Below are 21,863 nucleotides of genomic sequence, written 5' to 3'. Positions count from 1 at the left end.
GCTCTTTGTTGGACGGTGCGGTTCAGGCCGTGGGTCCGAACGGCGATTCGTCGCCGGGAGCCCGTCCACGGGCCTGGCGGGTCGCGATCGTCGCAGCCTGGACCAGCCGCCGGCCGTACGCCAGAACCTGTTCGACCGGCACCGGGTGCTCCGGACCGGTGAGGCACAGCGAGAGGAGCGCACGGCCGATCGGGTCGAAGATCGGCGCGGCGAGCGTCTCGAACACGATTTCCTGCGCTGCCGGCACGCCGTCCAGCGGCAACAGCGTGTCCTCGGATTTCAGCAGGACATCGGCCAGGTGCCGCTCGGCGGCCTCGTCGCCCGGGTCGGCGCGTACGCGCTTGACCGCGGCGATCGCGGCGGGCGCGGCGATGGCGGGCATCGGCACCGTGTAACCCCGGGCCCGGGCTTCGGCCAGGATCGAGCGGTAAAAGGCGGCCAGCGGTCCGGAGGCGCCGGCCCGATCCAACCAGGCGGCGACGTCTTTCTCCGCTGCCCAGGCCATGAACACGGCGCCGATCGGCGCCAGCAGCGGTGACCGGTCGCCGGGATAGCCGACTCCGGGTGAGCGCGGTACCGGGCCGCGGCGGGCGAGGAAGATGACGTCCCGGCCCGCGACCGCGGTGACGGTGGCTTCGACGCCGAGTTCGCCGGCCAGGATCTCGGCCTGCTCGATGGCGGCCGGGATCGCCGGGTGTTGTTCGAGTACGGCGAACCCGGTGGCGGCGAGTGCGGGCCCCAGCCGGTAGGTCCGGTGCACCGGATCGCGCACCACGAACCCGACCTCATCCAGCACCGCGAGCGTGGCATGGGCGGACGCGATGTTCAGGCTCAGATGCGTGACCAGCTCGCTGATCGTGAAACCGCGCGAGGGGTGTGCGGTGAGGAACGCGATGATGCCCGCCGCCCGCGCGGAGGCTGGTGCAGGTCGGGCCACCTGGCGAATATAGAGGATACTCTTTAGCGTCAGCGTGCAGCTGTGGTGGAACCGCAGGGGAGCGTCATCCGGAAGCATCGTGATCACGCTCCGTTGCTGTGCGGGCGGCGGGTCTCCACCATCGTGTAGAGCACCGGGATCAGCACCAGGGTCAGCAGCGTCGACGACAGCAGGCCGCCGATCACGACCACGGCCAGCGGTTGCGAGATGAAGCCACCCGCGTCCGTGAGGCCGAGCGCCATCGGGACCAGCGCGAAGATCGTGGCCAGCGCGGTCATCAGGATCGGGCGCAGGCGCCGCAAGCCGCCCTCCACGACCGCGTCCGACACGCTCAGGCCCTGCTCGCGGTACTGATTGACCCGGTCCATCAGCACGATCGCGTTGGTGACGACGATGCCGATCAGCATCAGGATGCCGATCAGGGACGCCAACCCGAGCGGCGTGCCGGTGACCAGCAGCGCAGTGAACGCGCCCACGAAGGCGAACGGGATCGAGACGAGCAGCACGAGGGTCTGCCGGATACTCCGGAACACCGTGATCAGCACGATGAACACCAGCGCCACTGCGGCGAGGACGGCCAAGATCAGCTGCGAGAACGCGTCGCTCTGATTCGCGGAGACTCCACCGGTCTCGGTCGTCGCCCCGCGCGGCAGCGTCAGCTTCGCGACCGCGGCGTCGACCGCGGCGCCGGCCCGGCCGGTGTCGTCCCCGACCGGGGTGGCCGACACCGTGTGGGTGTGCGACCCGTCGGTGCTGGTGATCTGCACCGGACCGTCCACCTGGGTCACGGTCGCGACCCGGTCGAGCCGGACGGGTCCGGTGGCGGTCGGGACCGTCAGCGCCCGAACCTGCGCGAGGCTGTGCGGTGCGGCGGTGACCGACCTGACGACGACGTCTCGCGGCGCGCCGTCCAGGGAAACCTGCGTGACCGTCACACCGTCGACCGCCTGGCGCAGCGCCGAGACGATCGTGGTGTCGGCCAGGCCGTAGCGGGCCGCGGCTTCTCCGTCGGCGACGATGCTGAACTGCGGCGAGCTCTCGGACAGATCGCTCCGGACGTCGGTGACCTCCGAGACGCCCTCCAGGGCGGTCTGGATCTGCTTCGTGGCCGCGGCGAGCGTCGTGTCGTCGGGTGCGTGCACGACGATCGCGATGTCTCCGCCGCCGACGCTGCCCGGCGTGGCGAACGTCAGTTCGCCGGCGCCGTCGAGCTCGTCCTCGAGGTCTTTCCGGACGTCACCCGCGTCGGCGCCGTCAGTCAGGTTGACGGTGTAGGACGCGGTGTTGCTGCCGGCGGCGGACCGGCCGCTCCCCGTGGAACCGACCACGGTCTGGTAGGACGCGACCCCGGGAACGCTGCCGATCGCCTTTTCCACCTTCGCTGCGGCCGCGTCGGTGGTGGCCAGGTCGGTGCCGGCCGGCAGCGTCTGGGTGATGCGCAGGCCGGTCTCCCCGGAGTCGCCGAGGAAGTTGGTCTTGAGTAGCGGGATCATGCCCACGGTAGCGATCAGCAGAACCAGAGCGAGGGCGAGGACGGTCTTGCGCCGCCGCACGGCCCAGTGGATCACCGGCAGATACGTCCGCGGCAGCCGGCCGTTGCGCTCGTCGGCTTCGGAGACCGGGGCAGCTCCCTTCGGGGTCCGCAGGAACCAGAAGGCCAGCACCGGGATCACGGTGAGGGCGACGACCAGCGAGGCGAGCAGCGCGACGACCACCGTGACCGCGAACGGAGCGAAGATCTGCCCGACGATGCCACCGACCAGCGCGATCGGCAGGAACACGGCCACCGTCGTCAAGGTGGAGGACGTGACCGCGACGGCTACCTCGCCCACCGCGGAGACCACCGCGTGCTTCCGGTCCTCGCCGTAGCTCAGGTGCCGCTTGATGTTCTCGAGGACGACGATCGAGTCGTCGACGACCCGGCCGATCGCGATCGTCAGACCGCCCAGCGTGAGCAGGTTCAGCGAGTAGTCGCGGGCCCAGAGCCCGATCAGCGCGACCAGGAGCGACAGTGGGATCGACAGCGCGGTGACCAGCGTGGAGCGGGCGGACCGCAGGAAGGCGACGATCACCAGGACCGCCATGGCCAGGCCGAGCAGGCCCTCGACGAACAGCCCGTCGACCGCCTTCTTCACCGGCGGCCCGCTGTCGGACAGGACGGTCAGCGCCGTGCCGTCGCCCAATGTCTGCTCCAGGTCGGGCAGTTCGTCACGGACACCGTCGGAGATCGAGGCCGCGCTCCCACCGTGGTCCATCGTGATCGCGATGCCGAGGCTCGGTTTCCCGTCGGTACGGGTGATCGACGTGATCGACGTGATCGGGGCGTCGGTCAGCGTCACCGCGGCGACGTCCTTCAGCTGGACCGGGGGATCGGTGCGGAGCCAGAGGGCCTGGAGCTGCGGCAGCGACGTGATCGACGTCCCGACGGCCAGGCTGACGTTCGTGCCGCCGGACGTGATCGAACCGGCGGAATTCGTCCCGGCGAGCGCGTTGAGTGCCTCGACGATCGGCTGGGTGCTCACGGCGCTGTTCCGGGGCGTGACGGTCACGACCTGGTTGCGGACGCCGGAGACCGCGACGTCGTTGACGCCCGGTACCGACTTCAGCTCCGGGACGACCGACGTGGCCAAGCGCTCTGCGAGGCGCTGCTGGTTGCCGTCGGAGCTGGCGGCCAGCACCATCGTCGGCAGGTCGGCGGTACCGCCGGTGAGGACCTGCGGCTCGACCCCGGCGGGCAGCGTGGCGGTGAGCCTCGACAGCGCCTGCTGGACGTCGTTCGCCGCGTCGTCGGGCTCGACGTCGAAGTCGAAGGACAGCGAGACGACTGCTGAGCCCTGCGACGACCTCGTCGTGGTCGTGTCGAGGCCGTCGAGGCTGCGGACCGCGCCCTCGATCGGTTTCGCCACCTGCTCGTCCACCACCTCCGGGGAGGCACCCGGGTACTGGGCGACGACCGTGACCGCGGGGAAGGCCAGATCCGGGATGAGCTGCTGTTTCAGCGTCGTCGTGACGTAGACGCCGAACACGACCACCAGCAGCGTGACGATGGCCACGAGCTTCCGGTTCGCGAGACTGGCTCGGGCGAGGAAAGACACCGGGGACCTCGATCGGAGTACGAGAGCAGGACTCGCTCATCGTTCCGGCGGGGACGTGCCGTCCGCGTCGTCCAGCCGCGGTCCGGTCGGCTACCGCAGCCGCGGTAGTTCCCGGGTTTCCCTACCGCGCGGCCTGGACCAGACCGCTCTGGTAGGCGACCACGACCACCTGGGCCCGATCGCGGGCCCCCAGTTTCGCCATCGCCCGGTTGAGGTGCGTCTTGGCGGTCAGCGGGGACAGGAACAGCCGCTCGGCGATCGCGTCGTTCGTCAGCCCGTATGCGACCAGTCCGACCACCTCGCGTTCCCGTTCGGTCAGTGCCGCGAGCCGGGCCTCGTCGACCGGCAGACCCGGGTCGGGCTGGGCCCGCAGGTGTTCGAGAAGGCCCCGGCTGGCCCGCGGCGACAGCATGGCGTCCCCGTCGGCCACCGCCCGGACGGCCCGCACCAGTTCGTCCGGGCCCACGCCCTTGCCGAGGAACCCGCTGGCCCCGGCCCGGACCGCGAGCATCACGTTGGCGTCGTCCTCGAACGTGGTGAGCACCAGCACGCGGACGCCGGCCAGATCGTCGTCCGCGGCGATGCGACGGGTCGCCTCGATGCCGTCCAGCCCGGGCATCCGGAGGTCCATCAGCACGACGTCGGCGCGGACCGAACGGGCCAGCTCGACCGCCTCCCGTCCGTCGATCGCCTCACCGACGATCTCGATGTCCGGCTCTCCGTCCAGGATCATGCGGTATCCGGCCCGGATCAGGGCCTGGTCGTCGGCGAGCAAGACGCGAATCGTCACCCGTTCTCCTTCGGTGCGGACAGCTCGGCGTGGACGACGAAGCGGCCGGTGCCGTCCGGACGAGCGCTCAGCGTGCCGCCCGCGGCGGCCGCGCGTTCCCGCATCCCGACGAGGCCGTACCCGGAGCCACCCGACCGCGGTGGCGCGGCGACCGGGTTGACGACGTCGATGACGACGCCGGCCCGGGTGTAGCCGATCGTCAACTCGGCGGTCCCGGTGCCGTACTTCTGCGCGTTGGTGAGGGCTTCCTGGACGATCCGGTAGGCCGCGAGATCGACGACGGCGGGCAGTTCCCGGGCGTCGGTCCCGCTTCGGTCGGTCCCGCTTCGGTCGGTGACGTGCAGGCCCGCGGACGCGACGGCCGTCAGCAGCTCGGGCAGGCGGGCCAGCCCGCGGGCGGGTCCGGTCACCGCGTCCGGGTCATCGGCTTGACGCAGCACGCCGACGACGGACCCCAGCTCCTTCAGTACCAGGTCGCAGGCCTCGCCAATGGTCGCGAGCGCGGCCCGGGCCTGGTCGGGCCGGCGGTCCAGTACGCGGGACGCGCCACCGGCCTGCATGTTGATCACCGTGATGTGGTGCGCGACGACGTCGTGCAGTTCCCGGGCGATGCGCAGCCGCTCCTCGACCACCCGGCGCCGCGCGACCTCGTCCCGGGACTCCTCGGCCCGGCGGGCCCGCTCCTCGATCTCGGCCAGGTAGGCCCGGCGGTTGCGGGTGGCGTCACCGACCGCGACCACCATGCCGATGAACGCCAGCACCGGCAGGCTGCCCACGGCGCGGAGTCCCTCGCCGGCCCAGATCCCGTACGCGGCATACAGGACGATTCCGCAGGCGACGGCCAGCAGCCAAGTGACCCGCCGGGGCGTCCGGATGGCCATCGCGTAGGCCACCACGCCGGTGATGACCACCAGGACGGCGTCCCAGTTGCCGCCGAAACCGACCTGCCAGACCAGGCCCGCGGTCGCGATCGGCAGGGCTGCCCGGGGCCACCGGCGACGGGTGGCGAGCGCCACGAAGCCGGGCAGGAGCGCGACGTAGACGATGCCCCCGGGCCGCTCCGGCCGCCAGCCGGTGCCGCTCAGGAATGGACCGAGCGCGAGTCCCACCACCAGCACCGCGAGCAGCAGATCGAGCGCCGGTGGGTTCCGGAGGAACCATTGACGCGTACCGGCGATCATTCGCGGTGTCGAGAGCGCGAACGTCATGGCTCGACGCTAGTCGGCCGCTCTCGGCCGGGCGTCGTCCACCGGCGGTAACGCACTCGTGTCGGCTACCGCGACTGTAGTAGTCCGGTCTCGCCGGGCAGGAAGCAGACCTCGTCGCCGTCGAGCCCGAGCCGGCCGTAGTGCGGGGCCGGGAAGTGGGCCGGGAAGACGAATGCGCTCTCCCGCCTGACCCGGTCGACCAGCGCGGCCCGGGTCTCGATCGCGCGGGCGAGGTCGTCGCAGCCCGGGAGGTGCAGGCCTGGGTCGGTGAACTGGAGCGGGTGGTGGAACGCGTCGCCGGTGAAGTACGCGGTCGTGCCGTCCGATTCCAGCCGCAGCACGGCATGGCCGAGGGTGTGGCCCGGCGCCGGCTCGATCGTCAGGCTCGGCGAGACCCGGTGCGGTGGCGAGACGACGGTGGCCAGCCCGGCGTCCACGACCGGGCGGACGCACTGCCCGAAGACGTTGGGGCTGAACGTGTTCGGGTGATCGGTCGACGCCCACCGCTCGTACTCCGCGTCGACGAAGAGGTAGGACGCGTTCGGGAACGTGGGAACCCACCGGCCGCCGTCCCGCCGCACGTTCCAGCCGCAGTGGTCGTGGTGCAGGTGCGTGCTGAAGACGACGTCGACCCGCTCCGGCCGCACGCCGAGGCGGTCGAGGTACGGCGTGTCCAGATCGTCGAACACCGGGGCCTGCCCGAGGTGGCGCCCGTTGCCGGTGCACGGGTCGACCAGGACGACCAGACCGTCGACCTGGACGATCCAGCTCTGGCTGGTGAACGCGAACGCGTTCGATTTCCGGTCCAGGAACCCCGGCGGCAGCGTTCCGGCCCGCCGCTCGATCAGCGCTTCGTCGGTGGTCAGGCTCAAGACCGATACCGGGAAGGACTGCTCGAAAGCCCGATCGATCGTCGCGTCACCCAGTTTCATAATGATAGTGATATCAGTTAGATAAGTTGGATGGTAGGAGTGCGCATGGAGTTGAGCGGCAGGGTAGCCGTCGTGACCGGATCGGGGAACGGCATCGGGGAGGCGATCGTGCGCCGGTTCGCCGCCGAGGGCGCGCGGGTCGTCGTCACCGACATCGAGCCCGAGGCGGTCGAGCGGGTCAGCAAAGAGATCGGCGCGGTCGGGCTGGCCGCCGACATCACGGTGGCGGCCAACGTGAGGGCGGTGGCCGACCTCGCGCGCGAGACCTACGGCGAGATCGACATCTGGTTCTCCAACGCCGGCGTCTCGGGCCCGTCCGGACAGGAGAAGCCGGACCGCGAGGGTGTCTGGTCGACGATGTGGCAACTGCACGTCATGGCGCACCTGCACGCTGTCCAGGAGGTGCTGCCGTCGATGCTGGCCCGGGGCGAGGGGTACCTGCTGCAGACCGCATCCTCGATCGCGCTCTCCACCCAGCTGGACAAGGCCGCGTACACGGTCACCAAACGCGGTGCTCTGGCGCTGTCGGAGTGGCTCGCGGTGCGCTACCGGCCGGACGGCATCAACGTCTCCTGCTTCTGTCCGGGACCGATGCTGACCCGGATGCTGCTCGACGGCACGTTCCCGTCCGACCACCCGGCGGTGCGGGCGGCGCTGACGCCAGAGCAGGTTGCCGACGTCGTCTGCCGGGGGATCGCCGACGAGCGCTTCCTGATCCTCACCCAGGAGGGAGCGGATCGGGCCCTCGTCGATAAGGGCACCGACTACGACGCCTGGATCGACACGATCGCGACCACCAGCCTGGGACGGAATTAGCATGGCCGGCATCTATCGGAGCGCAACCGTGCAGGTCTCGCCGGACGTCGCCTGGGCGTTTCTCGAGGCCTACGCCCGGTCGGACGTGCACGTCTTCTCGGCGTGTGTCGCCGAGCGGCAGGTCGACGACTACCGGGTGGTCACCACGAAGGACGGCCGGGAGATCTGGGAGCGGATCGTCACGACCGACCCGGTGCACCGGCGGGCGTCGTACACGGTGCCCGGGCTCACCGGCACCGAGTTCCACCACGCCGAGATGCACGTCGGCGTGGACCCGGACGGAGCGACCCGGCTGACCTGGATCACCGACATGATCCCGCACGAGCTGTCCGACGAGCGTATTGCTGGCTACGACCTGATGTTCGACGAACTGGTGGCCGCCGTGCACGCGTTCGGGGAGCGGTGAGCCGCGTCGCGGTCGTCACCGGCGCGAGCGAGGGCATCGGGAACGCGATCGCGGGGCGTCTGGCGGGGGAGGGCCACCGGGTGGCGCTCGTGGCCCGCGCGTCGTCGCGGCTGACCGCGGCGGCCGATGGGCTCCCCGGCGCGTTCGCTATCGGCTGTGACCTCACCGACCCCACCGCCATCGAGGGCGCGGTCGCGGACGTCGTGGCACGCTGCGGGCGCCTCGACGTGCTGGTGAATTGCGCTAGCGCGACCAAGGCCGGCGGCGCACTGGCTCTGAGTGACGCCGAATGGGTCACCGGCTTCGAGGTGAAGGTGCTCGGGGCGCTCCGCATGATGCGTGCGGCGTGGCCCCATCTTTCCGTCGCGCGCGGGGACATCGTCAACATCGGCGGGATCGGCGCGCGCACGCCGCGGGATCCGTTCGCGATGACCGGGGCGCTGAGCGCCTCGCTGATGGCGCTCACCAAGGTCTTTGCCGACCGCGGACGCGAGGACGGGGTCCGGGTCAACGCGATCAACCCCGGCGCGGTCACGACCCCGCGCATCACCGCGATGCTGACCGCGCGGGCCGAGGCCGCGGGACGCAGTCTGGACGAGATCATGGCCGAGATGGTGCGCCGCGACGAGATCACCCGCCTCGGGACGCCCGACGACGTCGCGAACTGGGTCGCGTTCCTGCTCTCGCCGCAGAGCGGGTGGCTCCACGGCGCGATCATTGACGTCGACGGCGGCCGGACGAAGGGTCTCTAGATCCGGCGGAACGTGACCGCGTCCTCGTCGGCGCCGGGGAAGCGGGTCAGCTCCGCGCGGACCCGGTCGCCGATCTCCCCGGGTTGCCCGAGGAGAAGGCCGGGAAGCCGCGGGCCTTCGTCGAACTCGACCAGCGCCACGACGTAGGGGACCATCGCGGCGAACGCGGGCACGCTCGGGTGGTGGACCACGATGTAGCTGTAGATCGTTCCGGTTCCGCTGATGTCTTCGAAGCGGGTCTTCGCGCCACAGCGCGAGCAACTCGCCAGCGGGCGGGCGAGCCAGGTACCGCAGTCACCGCAGCGGCAGAGCGCGATCCGTCCCTCGCGGGTGGCGGCCCAGAAGCCGATGCTGTCCGCGTCGATCAACGGCGCCGGGGGTGGGGGAGTCATCGGTCCGCCTGGTAGATCAGGGCGCCGCCGGCCGGGCCGGCCCCGGCGGTGACCAGCGCGGTGCGCGCCTCTGGCACCTGCCGGTCACCGGCGTCGCCGCGGAGTTGGAGCACGGCCTCGTAGTGATGGTTCAGGCCGTGGAGGTAGCCCTCGGACAGCAGCCCGCCGTGCGGGTTGACCACCACGTCCCCGCCGTAGGTCGCGCGGCCCTCGGCGAAGAACGCCCCGGTCTCGCCCTTCGGGCAGAAACCGAAGTCTTCGACGGTCGCCATCACCGTGCCGGTGAAACAGTCGTACATGCAGGCCACGTCCATGTCCGCGGGCCGCAGGTCGGTACTTCTCCAGAGCCGCTTCGCGGCGTAGGCCGAGTACATCTCCGACAGGTCGGGAAAGTTGGTCCATGACCCGCCGCTGGTGTGCGCCTCCCCGAACCCCGTGAGGACGATCGGACGCTGACGGAGGTCGCGGGCCCGGTCCAGCGAGGTGACGACGAGAGCCACCGCGCCGTCGGTCTCCAAGCAGCAGTCGAACAACCGGAACGGCTCGCAGATCCAGCGGGCGGCGAGGTAGTCGTCCATACCGAGTGGGTGGCGTTGCATCGCGTGCGGGTTGGCGGTGGCGTGCCTGCGCATGGTCAGCGCGATGTGCCCGAAGTCCTCGTCGGTGGTGCCGTAGACGTGCTTGTGGCGCTGCGCGAACATGGCGATCCACATCGGCGGGATCACGTAGCCGTTGAGCGCCGCGAACTGCATCTCGCCGCGCAGCGGGATGGACGGCTTCTCGCCCCGGCCGTACCGGTTGCCGGAGCGTCCGTTCAGGGACCGGAACACCACGACGGTGTCGCAGATCCCGGCCTGGACGGCGGCGAAGGCCTGGCCCACGACGGTCACCGCAAGGTTCCCGCCGCCCTGCAGATCGGCCGCCAGCCCCAGATCGACGGCGCCGAGGGCCCGGCCGACGTCCTGGGAGGGCGCGGAGTCGTTGGTGTTGAAGTTGATGATCCCGTCGACGTCGGTGTCGTCCAGGCCGGCGTCCCGGAGCGCGGCGCGGGCGGCTTCGACCGCTATCGTCAGCGGGGTCCGTCCGGAGTCCTTGCTGAATTCGGTTCTTCCGATCCCGACGATCGCCGCAGTGCGTTCAGCCATACAGTTAAACTAGCAAACTAATTTAGGGAGGCGCCATGGCGGCGGACGAGGTATTGGGCACGCAGAAGCGTGGACGCCGAATCGCGATGTCGAAGCCGGAGCTGGACGCGTTCCTCGCCGGCGCCCGCACCTGCCGGGTCGCCACGCTGACCTCGTCCGGTGCGCCGCACGTGTCGCCCCTCTGGTTCGTCTGGGACGGGACGTCGCTCTGGCTCAACTCGATCGTCAAGAGCCAGCGGTGGAGCGACATCACGAACGATCCGCGGGTCGCGGTCGTGGTGGACGCCGGGCACGACTTCGCCGAGCTGCACGGAGTCGAGCTGCGCGGAACACTGGAGCAGGTCGGCGAAGCGCCCCGGACCGGCGCGGAGTCGATCCCCGAGCTGGAGGCGGCTGAGCGGATGTTCGCCGCGAAGTACTACGCGGGCCAGGGCGACCTGCCCTACGACGGCCGGCACGGCTGGCTGCGGCTCACGCCGTCGAAGGTCGCCAGCTGGGACTACCGCAAGCTGGGCTGAGCGTCGGCAGGTGTTCCTCCGGTTCAGTCGTGCACGACGAGCGGAAGCACCACCACGGTGGCCACATCGAGCGTGTCACTGGAACTGAGGCCCGACGTGAAGAGCGCGTTCATCGCTTCGGCGGCGGAGCCCTTCACGTCGTAAAGCGTCGCGTACCGCTGTGGCGCGTTCGCCCTCAGGGCGTCCGGCACGGAGTACCGGTGGGCGGCCTCGATGACCGGTAGCCCGAGGACCTCGGGGATGTGTATACCCCAGTACCACTCGCGGAATTCCGCGTCCTTGCCGTCGACCGGGTTGCTAAGGATCAGCAGTGCTTCACGCTGGGACATCGGGGTTGGCCTTTCCGTACGCCGTAGTGGTGACTGTGCTCGGCCGAGACGATCGACTGGGGAGGCTGCCACGCTGGCCGTCAGCCGATCCGTCCGAAGGAGGCCTCTCCTCCGGGCGCCCGTCCCCGCGCCTGCCGGGTCGCGATCGCGGCGGCCTGCACCAGCCGTCGCCCGCCCTCCAAGACGCGTTCGACCGGGACGGGGTGCCCGGGGCCGGTAGCGCTGAGCGTCAGGGGCACGCGACCCAGAGGATCGAAGATCGGCGCGGCGACCGTCGTGAAGACGATCTCCCTCGATGGCGGTAAGCCTTCCAGTGGCAGGAGCGTCTCGTCCATCGTCCCCAGCACCTCCGCGAGCTGATGCTCGGCGTCGGCGTCGGTGGGCTCCGCCCGCACTCTGGTGACGGCTTCGTACACGGCCGGCGCAGCGATGGTGGGCATCGGAACCCCCAGGCCATGAACAGGGCGCCGATCGGCGCGAGTAACGGTGACCGGTCGCCGGGGTAGCCGATGCGCTGTTCGTGCCGCTCCGGACCGCAGCGAGCCAGGAGGATGACGTCCCGCCCGGCGACCGCGGTGACGGTGGTTTCGGTGTCGAGCTCATCGGCCAGCAGCTCGGCTTGCTCGATGGCGGCCGGGATGGCCGGATGCTGCTCGAGAGCGGCGAAGCCGGTGACCGCGAGCGCCGGTCCGAGCCGGTAGGTGCGGTGGACCGGGTCCCGCACGACGAATCCGCAGTCGCCGAGTACCGCGCGTGGAGTGCGCTGACGCGATGTTCATCTTCAGGTGTTGAACCAGCTCGCTGATGGTGAAGCCCCGCGACGGGTGCGCAGTGAGGAACGCGATGATGTTCACCGCCCGCGCGGAGGCTGGAGCAGGTCGGGCCACCTCAGAAGAGTAGTCGATCGACGGAGCCGAGCTTCGGTCTCTTTGTGTCCACATGCCCTCCCGGGTCTCAGCGCATATTGCTAGAGCAAAAGACGGGTGCCGTCAACGAGGGGTTTGGGCGGGTCTCACCGATCTTCGTCCAAGAGGTGCAGAGACCTTACTAATATAACTGATTCGTTGACGCGATGAAAATATTGCGGTACCAATACCGGCACCGGTCACCTCCGGCCGCGGTAGGCGACGCGGCGCACCACCCGACGCGCGGTACGAAGACGCCCCTGCCTTACCGCTCGGGCGCCTGAGTGCCGCGTTGCGTCCCCGCAACCGCGACGCCGAGATCGACCTAATCCATCCACCTCAGTTGTCTGCTGTCGGCGCCACGGACAGCCCCCGACCGGCCTGGACCATCCAGGCCGCGCACGAGGAGAGGCAGGCAAGATGTCACTGACGACACCTTCCACCCAGAGGATCAGGAAGCGAATATTGGCAGCCGGAGCAGCCCTCGGGCTGGCCCTCGTGCTGCCGCTCACGACCAGCGCACAGGCGAGTCTTCCCAGCGCCGCCGGAGGCGGTGCGGGAAGCCTCGAGGTCAACGTCACGCAAGCGTCGACCTTGTCCAACGGCCAGCCGATCGTGGCCGTCAACCCGAAGAACCCGAACAACGTCGTCTACATCTCGACCGACCACACGCCCGCGACGACAACCGTGCGGACCCAGTACCACTGCTACGCCGCGTACTCCACCAACGGCGGGGCTACCTGGACTCGCGTGGCATTCCCGTACGGAAACCGCGCCGAGTGCGGTGACCCCTACCTCGCCGTCGATTCCCAGGGCACCTTCTACACCGCGTTCAACCGGCTCGGGTGCGCGCCAGGGGCGCCGACCGAGTCGTCCCCGGGCGGCTGCGGCGGAGCCCCGAACCACGTGGGGGTCGCTCGCTCCACCGACGGCGGTCGCACGTGGAGCACACCCGTGGACACGCCCCTCCTGATCGCGACGACGCCGCGACTGCGGGTCGACGCGGCCACCGACAAGGTCTACGCGGTGGGCACGCTCACGCCGGCCCCGAGCCCGCACGCCGTGACGATCAGCTCAGATCGCGGCCGCACCTGGACCACTCCCACGACCACGCTTCCGGATCAGGCATTCGGCAATCAGATCGCCGTCGGCCACGGGATCCTGATGACGGGCACCTGCCTGAAGGTCGTCAACAACACGTCGATCGAGCCGACCACCGTGACGATCGCCGTGAGCCGTGACGGCGGGAAGACCTTCACCAGCTCGTTGCTGACCGACAGCAAGGGCGCGACGGTGGCGCCGCCGAGCGGTTCGACGGTGCCGAGCCAGGCGCTGCTGGCCTCCGACCCGATTCCGTGGGTCTCGGCCGACCCGACGAAGGCCGGGCGGTTCGCCGTGATGATCCCGAGGGGCGACACCTTCGAGGTCTACGTCACCGAGAACGCCGGGACGAAGTGGACCGGCCCGACCGTGATCAGCGCTCCCGGCGCGTTCCGGCCGTGGATCGATTTCGGCGCCCGGGGTGCACTCGGCGTCATGTGGCGGACTCAGCCGGACGTGGACGTCTTTTCGACGGTCTCGTTCGATCACGGGAAGACGTTCAGCCCCACCGTCAAGGTCAACAAGACCACCCAGCCGTACTTCAAGGGTGAGGGCGACGAGTTCTCCCGGATCCTCGTCACCGATAAGTACGCGTATGTGACCTGGGCGGATGCCCGCAGCGGTGGTCAGCTCGACGGCATCGTCGGGCGCGTCCCGCTCGCGCTCTACAAGCACTGAGTCCTCTCGTCACCGGTCGGCCTGCCCCAGCCTGCCGACCGGTGACGTCCCCGAGTTCCTCCCGGGCGACCGCCGCGCGTACCGAACGACGGCGCCGTCGCTGCCACCCTGTCCGGCATCAGCGTCGAAGGGCACAACCGCCATGGCCAGTCCGGTCAGAAAGCCTAGGGCGCGGATACGCGCCATCGCATCGATCGCCGCTGCGCTCGTTTTGCTCGCGCCGGCCGCGTGTTCCGGCAGCTCCGGCGAGGACGGCGGGTCTTCGAGCGCCGCCACTACCCTCTCCATCTCGCTCAGGTCGGCGCCCGCGTCGCTCGACCCGGCGCAGATCACGGGCGGGGCCGCCCAGTACGTCTGGGGCGGCGTGTACGACACGCTGCTTTATCTGGACCCCGACGGGAAGGTTCAACCGAACGCCGCGGAGAAGTGGCAGTACACCGCCGATGGCCGAACGCTGACCCTCACGCTGCGCACGGGCATGAAGTTCAGCAACGGCACCCCGGTGACGTCCGCTGCGGTCAAAGCCACCCTTGACCGGATCAAGACCGTCCCGGGCCCGCAGTACGCCTCGATGGTCAACGTCGACGGTGTCACCGCAACCGACGACTCCACGGTCGTCGTGAAGTTCAAGCAACCCGACGCAGGCTTTCTCCCGGGGCTGACCGGCCCCCTCGGCGTGATCGCCGATCCGGCGACGATGGCCCAGCCGAGCTCGGCACTGGATCCGGTGGCGTCCGGCCCGTACACGCTGGAAAAGTCCGGCACGGTGGCCGGCTCGACCTATGTGCTGAAACGGCGCGAGGACTACTGGAACAAGAGCGCCTACCCGTTCAAGAAGGTTTCCCTGCGCGTGTTCACCGACCCGACGGCGAGCCTCAACGCGCTGAAGTCGGGCCAGACGAACGCTTCCCCGATCGACAGCCGGGACGGGGCGCAGCTCAAGGCCGCCGGTTTCACCATCACCAGGGTCGACGCGACGGTGGTCGCGGCGCTGATCATCGCCGACCGCGGCGGGGTCAAGGTCCCGGCACTCAAGGATCTTCGGGTGCGGCAGGCCATCAACCTGGCCCTCGACCGCGCGAAGATCAATAAGGTCATCCAGAACGGCGTCGGTAAGCCGACCAACCAGCTCTTCAACGTGAACGGTGACGGCTACGACCCGGCGGTGGACAACACCTACGGCTACAACGTCACTCAGGCGAAGAAGCTGATGGCCGACGCGGGGTACGCGAAGGGCTTCTCGATCTCGATCCCGAGCCCCGGCTTCACCAAACCGTACGAGCCGACCCTGGTGCAGGAGCTGGGCGAGATAGGTATCAAGGCGACCTTCGTCGCCGTTCCGCCGCAGAACATCGCCACGGAGATCTCGTCCCAGAAGTACCCGGTCGTCATCTTCATGAACGGGTTGACCTACCCGGCCTCGGAGATGCAGACCAACTTCGCCCCCACCGGGCTGCTCAATCCGTTCCACACCACCGACCCCCAGCTGACCAAGCTGATGACCGACGTCAATGCGGCACAGGACCCGACGGCGGCCGCCACGCTCTACAAGCAGATCAGCGCATTCGCGGTGAAGAACGCCTGGGCGGCTCCGATCGCCTACAACGGCAACGATTGGGCCACCAAGGGCGTGAAGTACGTGGAGAACCCCCTGGTGTCTTCCACGCTCCGCGCCTTCGCTCTGCCCGACTGACCAGGCGGCTCCGGGTCGTGGCCGAGCACGACCCGGAGCCGGACGCACCGCCCAATCTCGGGGGAGAAGGAACCCGCATGGTGCTTTATGTCCTGCGTCGCCTCGCGGCCGGCGTGGTGCTCGCGCTGTTGGCCACGCTGATCACGTTCCTGCTGCTCGCCAGCTCGGAAGAGGGCGTAGTGCGCAACAGGCTGGGGACCGGCGCGACTCCGGACGCGGTGGCCGCGGCGAAGGCCAGCATGGGCTTCGACCGGCCGGTGCTCGTGCAGTACCTCGACTGGTTGGGCCACGTCGCCCGGGGAGACTTCGGGGTGTCATACGGCAGCAGCGAGCCGGTGGTGTCCGCGGTCACCCACCGGCTCGGGGTCACGCTCTCCATCGTTCTGGTTTCGATGCTGGTCAGCGCGGTGGTGAGCGTCGCGCTCGGGGTGTTCGCGGCGTCCCGGGGCGGGGCCTTGGACCGCCTGGCCCAAGGCGCGTCCCTGATCGGCAACCTGGTGCCCAACCTGCTGTTCGCGATCGCGCTGGTCTACGTCCTGGCCATCAAGCTGCACTGGCTGCCGGCCACCGGCTATACGCCACTGGGGGAGAGTCCCAGCAGATGGCTGGCCTCGATTGTGATACCCGTGATCGCCCTGGCGATCGGCGGGGCGGCGCCGCTGACCGCGCAGGTACGCGGATCGATGATCGACGAACTGCGTAAAGACTACGTGCGGACGTTGCGGACCAGAGGCGTGTCGGGCCGCTCCATCGTGCTGCGCCATGCGTTGCGTAATGCCGCGAGCCCGGCCTTGACAGTGCTGTCGCTGCAGTTCGTCGCGATGCTCGGCGGCGCGTTGATCATCGAGCAGCTCTTCGCCCTGCCGGGCTTCGGCACGCTCACCTTCCAGGCCTCCCAGCAGGGCGACATCCCGGTGGTCCTGGGGGTCACCGTTTTCGGCGTGCTGCTGGTCGTCGGGGTCAACCTGCTCACCGACATCGTCAACGGCTGGCTCAATCCGAAGGCGAGACTCCAGTGAGCATCGAGACCCTGCCGACCGCTCCCCGATCGGAGCCGCCGGGCCGCCGGTCGCTCTGGCGGCGATTGCTGCGGGATCCGCAGGCAGTGATCTGCGGTGGCGTCATCCTTCTGATCGTCGTGGTCGGCCTGCTGGCGCCGCTGCTGACCAGCCGGGGTCCCAACCACGCCTCGCTGGACGCGGTGAACGCCAAGATAGGGGCACAGGGATATCTGCTGGGGGGAGACGACAGCGGCCGCGACATCTATGCGAGGCTGCTGTACTCGATCAACACCAGCACGATCTCCGCGCTGATCGGCACCAGCATCGCGCTGGTCATCGGGGTCAGCGCCGGCTTGGTGGGTGGGTACCTCGGCCACCGGACGCGCGCGGTCACCGAGTGGACGTTCAACCTCATCATGACTTTCCCCGGCATCCTGGCGCTGATCGTGCTGCTGCCGGTGACCAAGGGCGACTACCGGGCCACGATGGCTTTCCTCGGTGTGCTGCTGTCGCCGGGGATCTACCGGATCGTGCGCAACCTGGTGCTCGCGGTGAAGAACGAACTGTACGTCGACGCCGCCCGCGTATCCGGGCTGCCCGATCTCCGGATCCTGGGTCGTCACGTGTTGTTCGCGGTCCGCGGGCCGATCATCATTTCCGCGGCGTTCCTGGCCGGAGGCGCGATCACCGCCCAGTCCGGGCTCGCCTTCCTGGGCGTGGGATCGGACTCGGTGCCCAGCTTCGGCGCCATGATCAACAGCGGGTTCGTCAACCTCTACCGCGCGCCGCTGCAGTTCCTCTGGCCCAGCCTGCTCCTGGGCATCTTCACCGCGTCCCTGGTTCTGCTGGGTAACGCCCTGCGTGACACGCTCGAAGGAGTCCAGCCCAAGCGCAGCCGCAGCCGGGCGCCGAAGGCCACGGTCCTGGCCGCGACCGGCGGCCGCATCGAAGAGCCGGCGTTGTTGGTCGTCGAGGACCTGACCATCGCCTATCCGCAGGTCTCGGGCGAGTTGCGCGAGGTGGTCTCCGGCGTGTCGCTGCGCGTCGACGCGAGGGACGTGGTGGGCCTGGTCGGGGAGTCGGGATCGGGAAAGACCCAGACCGCGTTCGCGGTCCTCGGTGTGCTGCCGGCCGAGGCGGTCGTGGTGGCCGGTTCGATCCGCCTCGACGGTCAGGAACTACTCGGCCTGAGCGAGCGGGACATGCGCCGGGTGCGCGGGCCGGAGATCGCCTACGTACCGCAGGAACCGATGTCCAACCTCGACCCCTCGGCCACCGTGGGCGCCCAGTTGATCGAGGGGCTGCGGTCCACTGATCGTTCGCTGTCGCGCGCAGCGGCGCGGGCGCGCGTGCTCGAACTGCTGGCGCGCGTGGGCATCACGGAGCCGGAGCGCACGTTCCGGGCCTATCCTCATGAGATCTCCGGTGGGATGGCACAACGCGTCCTGATCGCCGGGGCCATCGCGTCGGAGCCGAAGCTGCTCATCGCCGATGAGCCGACCACGGCCCTGGACGTCACGATCCAGGCCGAGATCCTCGATCTGCTCCGGGATCTCCAGGCGGAGCTGGGCATGGCCGTCCTGCTGGTCACGCACAATTTCGGCGTCGTGGCGGATCTCTGTGACCGGATCGCGGTCATGCACCGGGGTCACATCGTCGAAACCGGGGACCTCACCACCGTGTTCGCCGACCCGCGGCATGCTCACACCCGGATGTTGCTCGACGCGATCCTGGACGAGAGCCACGTCCGTACGGACCCGCCGCCCGGCTCCCATCCGGTGAACGACACAGCGGACCTACTCGAGCGGAAGGCGTGAGGGTATGGCGTTGCTCGAGATCGATGACCTGTACCTTTCTTACCCCGGCCATGGCTTCCGCCCGCGCTCCGTGGACGTGTTGCACGGGATCTCCCTCACCGCCGGCCGGGGCGAGGCACTCGGCCTGGTGGGGGAGTCGGGCTCCGGGAAGACCACGATCGGCCGGGCCGTGCTCGGCCTGGCCAGGCCCAGTAGTGGCCGGATCTGGTTCGACGGGCGCGACATCACGCACGTCACGGGCAAGGCGCGTCGCGCGCTGGCCCGCGACATCCAGGTCGTCTTCCAGGATCCCTACACCAGCCTCAACCCGTCGCTGACGATCGGAGACATCCTCGCCGAGCCGCTCACCGTCCAGGGCACTTCCCGGGACCAGGCCCGGCAGCGGATCCGGGATCTGCTCGATCAGGTCCAACTGCCCGGCGACGCCCACCATCGGCTGCCCCGGGAATTCAGTGGTGGGCAGCGACAACGCATCGCGATCGCCCGGGCGCTCGCGTTGGAACCGAAGCTGATCGTCTGTGACGAGCCGGTCTCCGCGCTGGATCTCTCCACCCAGGCCCGGGTGCTGGACCTGTTGCTGGACATCCAGCGTCGCACCGGCGTGGCCTACCTCTTCATCTCCCATGACCTGGCCGTGGTGCGTCATGTCAGCCACCGCACCGCCGTGATCCACCGGGGACGCATCGTCGAGACCGGGGCCACGGCCGACGTCACGACCGCGCCGCAGGATCCGTACACCCAGCGACTACTGCTGGCCGCGCCAGTGGCCGACCCCGCTGCTCAGCAGGAACGACGCCGGCAGCGGCGAATCCGCGACGCCGGGAACCTTCCGTCCCGAGGAGACCTGTGAACAGCCCGTTGGAGACGATCTCGATCGAGGAGCGGGCCGCCCTAGTGTCCGGGGCCGACACCTGGAGTACTCGGGCGGTGGGCGACGTACCGTCGCTGGTGCTCACGGACGGGCCCCACGGCGTTCGCCTGCAGGACCCGTCGCTGGGCCATGGCGGGTTCGGGCGGAGCCATCCGGCGACCTGCTTCCCGACCGCGGCGGGCCTGGCAGCCAGCTGGGACCTCGATCTCGTCCGCCGGATCGGGGAGGCGCTGGGGCGGGAATGCCGGGCCCTGGGCGTGCACGTCCTGCTGGGGCCAGGAATCAACATCAAGCGGTCGCCGTTGTGCGGGCGGAACTTCGAGTACTACTCCGAAGACCCGCTCTTGGCCGGTGAACTCGGCGTGGCCTGGGTGAACGGCCTGCAGTCCACCGGCGTCGCCGCGTCGGTGAAGCACTTCGCGGCCAACAACCAGGAGACCAACCGGATGACGGTCTCCGCCGAGGTCGACGAGCAGACCCTGCGCGAGATCTACCTCGCCGCGTTCGAGCGGGTAGTGAAGAGGGCGGCGCCGGCGACGGTCATGGCCTCCTACAACCGGATCAACGGCGTCGCGTCCACCGCGAATCCCTGGTTGCTGACCGACGTGCTGCGGAACGAATGGGGCTTTGCCGGGCTGGTCGTCTCCGACTGGGGCGCGGTCGAGGACCCGGCGGCCGCGGTCGCCGCCGGCCTGGACCTGGAAATGCCTGGCAATGACGCCCGCCGGAGCGTCACGACGCTGGTCGAGGCCGTCGGCAGTGGTCGGTTGAGCGAAGACGATCTGACCCGGGCATCCCACCGGGTTGCCGCACTGGCCGCGGCCTATCACCGCGAGCCCACGGGGTCTGCCTTCGACCATCACGAGCTCGCGACCGAGGCGGCAGCCGCGGCCGCCGTCCTCCTGAAGAACGACGGGCCGCTCCTGCCGCTGGCGCCCGGTGCCGGCCGGCTCGCGGTGATCGGAGAGTTCGCCCGTACGCCGCGCTATCAAGGTGCCGGCAGCTCGCAGGTGCAGCCGACCCGGTTGGACGCCGGATTGGACGCGATACGCGAGTTGGTCGCCGGCCGGCGCGAGGTCACCTTCGCCCCCGGGTTCTCGTTGACCTCGGATGCCGAGGCCGATACCGAGGCCTTGGTTTCCGAGGCCGTTCGGCTGGCCGCGGCCGCCGAGGACGCCGTGCTCTTCCTCGGCCTTCCGGCGGCGGAGGAGTCGGAGGGCTTCGACCGCACTCACCTCGATCTCCCCGCGGGGCAGCGCCGGCTGCTGAGCGCGGTTGCCTCGGTCAACCCGCGAGTGGTCGTACTACTCTCCAACGGTGGGCTGGTCACGGTGGCCGACTGGGCCCGGGATGCCGCCGCGATCCTCGAACTCGGCCTGGGTGGCCAGGCCGGTGGGACCGCCGCGGCCCGGCTTCTCTTCGGCGCGGAGTCGCCCTCCGGCAAGCTCGCCGAGACGATCCCGCTTGCCCTGCGAGACACCCCCGCATTCCTCAACTTCCCCGGTGACGGCGCTCGGACGCTCTACGGCGAACGTCACTACGTCGGGTACCGGTTCTACGACACGGTCGGACGCGAGGTCGCGTACCCGTTCGGGCACGGCCTGTCGTACACGTCCTTCGAGTACGGCGACGTGGTGGTCGATCGTACTGACGGTCAGGTGCGGGCCACCGTGACCGTCACCAACACCGGGACCCGGGCCGGCGCGGAGGTCGTGCAGTTTTATGCCAGCGGACCGGCCACGCAGCCGGACCGGCCGGCTCGCCGGCTGGTGGCCTTCGCGAAGGTCCCGCTGGCGCCGGGAGAGTCCGCGCGGGTGGTCGTCGACATCGCGGACCGCGAGTTCGCCTCCTACAGCACCCGTCACCAGGCGTGGGTCATCGCCGGTGGCCGGTACGAGCTCACCGCAGCCGCGTCCTCGCGCGACCTGCGGAGCACCACCGGGTTCGTCCTGGACCGCACCGAGCCGGAGACACCGCTCGGCAGCGACTCCACGGTCCGCGAGTGGATGGACGATCCGTCCGGCCGGGCCGCGCTCCTGAGCGTGATCAGCACGCTGGGCTTCGAGGTCAGCATCACCAACCCGGAGGTCCTGCCGTTGGTGGAGCAGATACCGCTGAAAAAGCTGCTCGCGATGATCGACCCCTCCCTCATCGATCGGGTCCTGGCCGCGCACAACGGGTGACCCAGTGGCGTCGGGCCTCGTCGTAAGGCCCGACACGCGGTACTTCCGGCTGACGACGCTATTCCTCGGTGCGGATGGCCTGCGCTGGGCAGATCAGTGCTGCGTGGCGGACGTCGTCGGCCAGTTCGGCGGGCGGCTCAGCGTTCAGGAGGACGACCAGGCCGTCGTCGTCGCGCTGATCGAAGACCTCCATGGCCGTGAAGACACACTGGCCGGCGGCGACGCACTTGTCCACGTCGACGAAAACCCTCATGGAACGCTCCTGGTCGATGAGTACGGAGAGGGAACGCCAGA

21 protein-coding genes are annotated in these 21,863 nt (G+C 69.6%); 10 read left to right on the top strand and 11 right to left on the bottom strand.

What is annotated here, in order from left to right; translation table 11 throughout:
• Positions 1-22: 22 nt before the first annotated feature.
• From ACGFY5_RS15765 to ACGFY5_RS15745, 5 genes are all read right to left on the bottom strand, one after another.
• The gene (locus ACGFY5_RS15765; RefSeq protein ID WP_392720528.1) at positions 23-1,015 is read right to left on the bottom strand and encodes a helix-turn-helix domain-containing protein; all 993 of its coding nucleotides are present in this window, start codon (positions 1,013-1,015) and stop codon (positions 23-25) included.
• A gap of 5 nt (positions 1,016-1,020) precedes the next feature.
• On the bottom strand, positions 1,021-4,032 hold the full coding sequence (locus tag ACGFY5_RS15760; protein ID WP_392720330.1) for an efflux RND transporter permease subunit: 3,012 nt from the start codon (positions 4,030-4,032) through the stop codon (positions 1,021-1,023).
• Between the two features lie 121 nt (positions 4,033-4,153).
• Entirely contained in the window at positions 4,154-4,822 is a 669-nt protein-coding gene (locus tag ACGFY5_RS15755) for a response regulator (protein WP_392720329.1), read from the bottom strand.
• Positions 4,819-6,030, bottom strand: coding sequence for a sensor histidine kinase (locus ACGFY5_RS15750; RefSeq protein ID WP_392720328.1), 1,212 nt, complete (start codon positions 6,028-6,030; stop codon positions 4,819-4,821). Before ACGFY5_RS15750 ends, ACGFY5_RS15755 begins: the two co-directional genes overlap by 4 nt.
• 65 nt (positions 6,031-6,095) lie before the next feature.
• Positions 6,096-6,962, bottom strand: coding sequence for an MBL fold metallo-hydrolase (locus ACGFY5_RS15745; protein ID WP_392720327.1), 867 nt, complete (start codon positions 6,960-6,962; stop codon positions 6,096-6,098).
• Positions 6,963-7,034: 72 nt separating this feature from the next.
• On the opposite strand from ACGFY5_RS15745, the gene ACGFY5_RS15740 reads away from it, so the two are divergent.
• The 3 genes from ACGFY5_RS15740 to ACGFY5_RS15730 are packed head-to-tail and all read left to right on the top strand — an operon-like array spanning position 7,035 to position 8,936.
• The gene (locus ACGFY5_RS15740; RefSeq protein WP_392720326.1) at positions 7,035-7,778 is read left to right on the top strand and encodes an SDR family oxidoreductase; all 744 of its coding nucleotides are present in this window, start codon (positions 7,035-7,037) and stop codon (positions 7,776-7,778) included.
• Between the two features lies 1 nt (position 7,779).
• Positions 7,780-8,184, top strand: coding sequence for an SRPBCC family protein (locus ACGFY5_RS15735; RefSeq protein WP_392720325.1), 405 nt, complete (start codon positions 7,780-7,782; stop codon positions 8,182-8,184).
• Positions 8,181-8,936, top strand: coding sequence for an SDR family oxidoreductase (locus ACGFY5_RS15730; protein ID WP_392720324.1), 756 nt, complete (start codon positions 8,181-8,183; stop codon positions 8,934-8,936). The genes ACGFY5_RS15735 and ACGFY5_RS15730 overlap by 4 nt, the downstream gene beginning before the upstream one ends.
• On the opposite strand, the gene ACGFY5_RS15725 is transcribed toward ACGFY5_RS15730, so the two are convergent.
• Both ACGFY5_RS15725 and ACGFY5_RS15720 read right to left on the bottom strand, forming a co-directional pair.
• Positions 8,933-9,328 (bottom strand): Zn-ribbon domain-containing OB-fold protein, encoded by a 396-nt coding sequence (locus tag ACGFY5_RS15725; protein ID WP_392720323.1) that lies wholly within the window; start codon positions 9,326-9,328, stop codon positions 8,933-8,935. The genes ACGFY5_RS15730 and ACGFY5_RS15725 overlap by 4 nt on opposite strands.
• Entirely contained in the window at positions 9,325-10,473 is a 1,149-nt protein-coding gene (locus ACGFY5_RS15720) for a nonspecific lipid-transfer protein (protein WP_392720322.1), read from the bottom strand. The genes ACGFY5_RS15725 and ACGFY5_RS15720 overlap by 4 nt, the downstream gene beginning before the upstream one ends.
• A gap of 35 nt (positions 10,474-10,508) precedes the next feature.
• On the opposite strand from ACGFY5_RS15720, the gene ACGFY5_RS15715 reads away from it, so the two are divergent.
• The gene (locus tag ACGFY5_RS15715; RefSeq protein ID WP_392720321.1) at positions 10,509-10,991 is read left to right on the top strand and encodes a pyridoxamine 5'-phosphate oxidase family protein; all 483 of its coding nucleotides are present in this window, start codon (positions 10,509-10,511) and stop codon (positions 10,989-10,991) included.
• A 23-nt stretch (positions 10,992-11,014) separates the two neighbouring features.
• Here the strand turns inward: ACGFY5_RS15715 and ACGFY5_RS15710 are convergent, their stop codons facing one another.
• Entirely contained in the window at positions 11,015-11,320 is a 306-nt protein-coding gene (locus ACGFY5_RS15710; protein WP_392720320.1) for a hypothetical protein, read from the bottom strand.
• 80 nt (positions 11,321-11,400) lie between these two features.
• Positions 11,401-11,760 carry a hypothetical protein gene (locus ACGFY5_RS15705; protein WP_392720319.1) on the bottom strand — a complete coding sequence of 120 codons (360 nt, stop codon included), beginning with the start codon at positions 11,758-11,760 and terminating at the stop codon, positions 11,401-11,403.
• A 930-nt stretch (positions 11,761-12,690) separates the two neighbouring features.
• On the opposite strand from ACGFY5_RS15705, the gene ACGFY5_RS15700 reads away from it, so the two are divergent.
• On the top strand, positions 12,691-14,004 hold the full coding sequence (locus ACGFY5_RS15700) for a sialidase family protein (RefSeq protein ID WP_392720318.1): 1,314 nt from the start codon (positions 12,691-12,693) through the stop codon (positions 14,002-14,004).
• A gap of 9 nt (positions 14,005-14,013) precedes the next feature.
• On the opposite strand, the gene ACGFY5_RS15695 is transcribed toward ACGFY5_RS15700, so the two are convergent.
• Entirely contained in the window at positions 14,014-14,280 is a 267-nt protein-coding gene (locus tag ACGFY5_RS15695) for a hypothetical protein (RefSeq protein WP_392720317.1), read from the bottom strand.
• An 88-nt stretch (positions 14,281-14,368) separates the two neighbouring features.
• On the opposite strand from ACGFY5_RS15695, the gene ACGFY5_RS15690 reads away from it, so the two are divergent.
• From ACGFY5_RS15690 to ACGFY5_RS15670, 5 genes are all read left to right on the top strand, one after another.
• A complete protein-coding gene (locus tag ACGFY5_RS15690) occupies positions 14,369-15,697 on the top strand; it encodes an ABC transporter substrate-binding protein (protein WP_392720316.1) in 1,329 nt (442 codons plus the stop codon).
• A gap of 77 nt (positions 15,698-15,774) precedes the next feature.
• A complete protein-coding gene (locus ACGFY5_RS15685) occupies positions 15,775-16,716 on the top strand; it encodes an ABC transporter permease (protein ID WP_392720315.1) in 942 nt (313 codons plus the stop codon).
• The gene (locus tag ACGFY5_RS15680; protein ID WP_392720314.1) at positions 16,713-18,515 is read left to right on the top strand and encodes an ATP-binding cassette domain-containing protein; all 1,803 of its coding nucleotides are present in this window, start codon (positions 16,713-16,715) and stop codon (positions 18,513-18,515) included. The genes ACGFY5_RS15685 and ACGFY5_RS15680 overlap by 4 nt, the downstream gene beginning before the upstream one ends.
• A 4-nt stretch (positions 18,516-18,519) precedes the next feature.
• Positions 18,520-19,365 (top strand): ATP-binding cassette domain-containing protein, encoded by an 846-nt coding sequence (locus tag ACGFY5_RS15675; RefSeq protein WP_392720313.1) that lies wholly within the window; start codon positions 18,520-18,522, stop codon positions 19,363-19,365.
• Positions 19,362-21,569: a glycoside hydrolase family 3 C-terminal domain-containing protein gene (locus ACGFY5_RS15670; RefSeq protein WP_392720312.1), complete on the top strand. Its 2,208-nt coding sequence runs from the start codon at positions 19,362-19,364 to the stop codon at positions 21,567-21,569. The genes ACGFY5_RS15675 and ACGFY5_RS15670 overlap by 4 nt, the downstream gene beginning before the upstream one ends.
• Positions 21,570-21,627: 58 nt before the next feature.
• Here the strand turns inward: ACGFY5_RS15670 and ACGFY5_RS15665 are convergent, their stop codons facing one another.
• Positions 21,628-21,822, bottom strand: coding sequence for a ferredoxin (locus ACGFY5_RS15665; RefSeq protein WP_392720311.1), 195 nt, complete (start codon positions 21,820-21,822; stop codon positions 21,628-21,630).
• Positions 21,823-21,863 lie beyond the last annotated feature (41 nt).

It is taken from the genome of Cryptosporangium sp. NPDC048952 (assembly GCF_043197895.1).
GTDB lineage: Bacteria > Actinomycetota > Actinomycetes > Mycobacteriales > Cryptosporangiaceae > Cryptosporangium.
The sequence above is the reverse complement of the archived record's forward strand: the minus strand, read 5'-3'. Positions and strand labels throughout refer to the sequence as shown.

Bases quoted from the DNA above. Each gene is read 5' to 3' on its own strand.
- ACGFY5_RS15735 (WP_392720325.1), top strand. From the start codon at position 7,780: ATGGCCGGCATCTATCGGAGCGCAACCGTGCAGGTCTCGCCGGACGTC.
- ACGFY5_RS15685 (WP_392720315.1), top strand. From the start codon at position 15,775: ATGGTGCTTTATGTCCTGCGTCGCCTCGCGGCCGGCGTGGTGCTCGCG.
- ACGFY5_RS15715 (WP_392720321.1), top strand. From the start codon at position 10,509: ATGGCGGCGGACGAGGTATTGGGCACGCAGAAGCGTGGACGCCGAATC.
- ACGFY5_RS15750 (WP_392720328.1), bottom strand. From the start codon at position 6,030: ATGACGTTCGCGCTCTCGACACCGCGAATGATCGCCGGTACGCGTCAA.
- ACGFY5_RS15705 (WP_392720319.1), bottom strand. From the start codon at position 11,760: ATGCCCACCATCGCTGCGCCGGCCGTGTACGAAGCCGTCACCAGAGTG.
- ACGFY5_RS15765 (WP_392720528.1), bottom strand. From the start codon at position 1,015: ATGCTTCCGGATGACGCTCCCCTGCGGTTCCACCACAGCTGCACGCTG.
- ACGFY5_RS15720 (WP_392720322.1), bottom strand. From the start codon at position 10,473: ATGGCTGAACGCACTGCGGCGATCGTCGGGATCGGAAGAACCGAATTC.
- ACGFY5_RS15675 (WP_392720313.1), top strand. From the start codon at position 18,520: ATGGCGTTGCTCGAGATCGATGACCTGTACCTTTCTTACCCCGGCCAT.
- ACGFY5_RS15710 (WP_392720320.1), bottom strand. From the start codon at position 11,320: ATGTCCCAGCGTGAAGCACTGCTGATCCTTAGCAACCCGGTCGACGGC.
- ACGFY5_RS15745 (WP_392720327.1), bottom strand. From the start codon at position 6,962: ATGAAACTGGGTGACGCGACGATCGATCGGGCTTTCGAGCAGTCCTTC.
- ACGFY5_RS15725 (WP_392720323.1), bottom strand. From the start codon at position 9,328: ATGACTCCCCCACCCCCGGCGCCGTTGATCGACGCGGACAGCATCGGC.
- ACGFY5_RS15665 (WP_392720311.1), bottom strand. From the start codon at position 21,822: ATGAGGGTTTTCGTCGACGTGGACAAGTGCGTCGCCGCCGGCCAGTGT.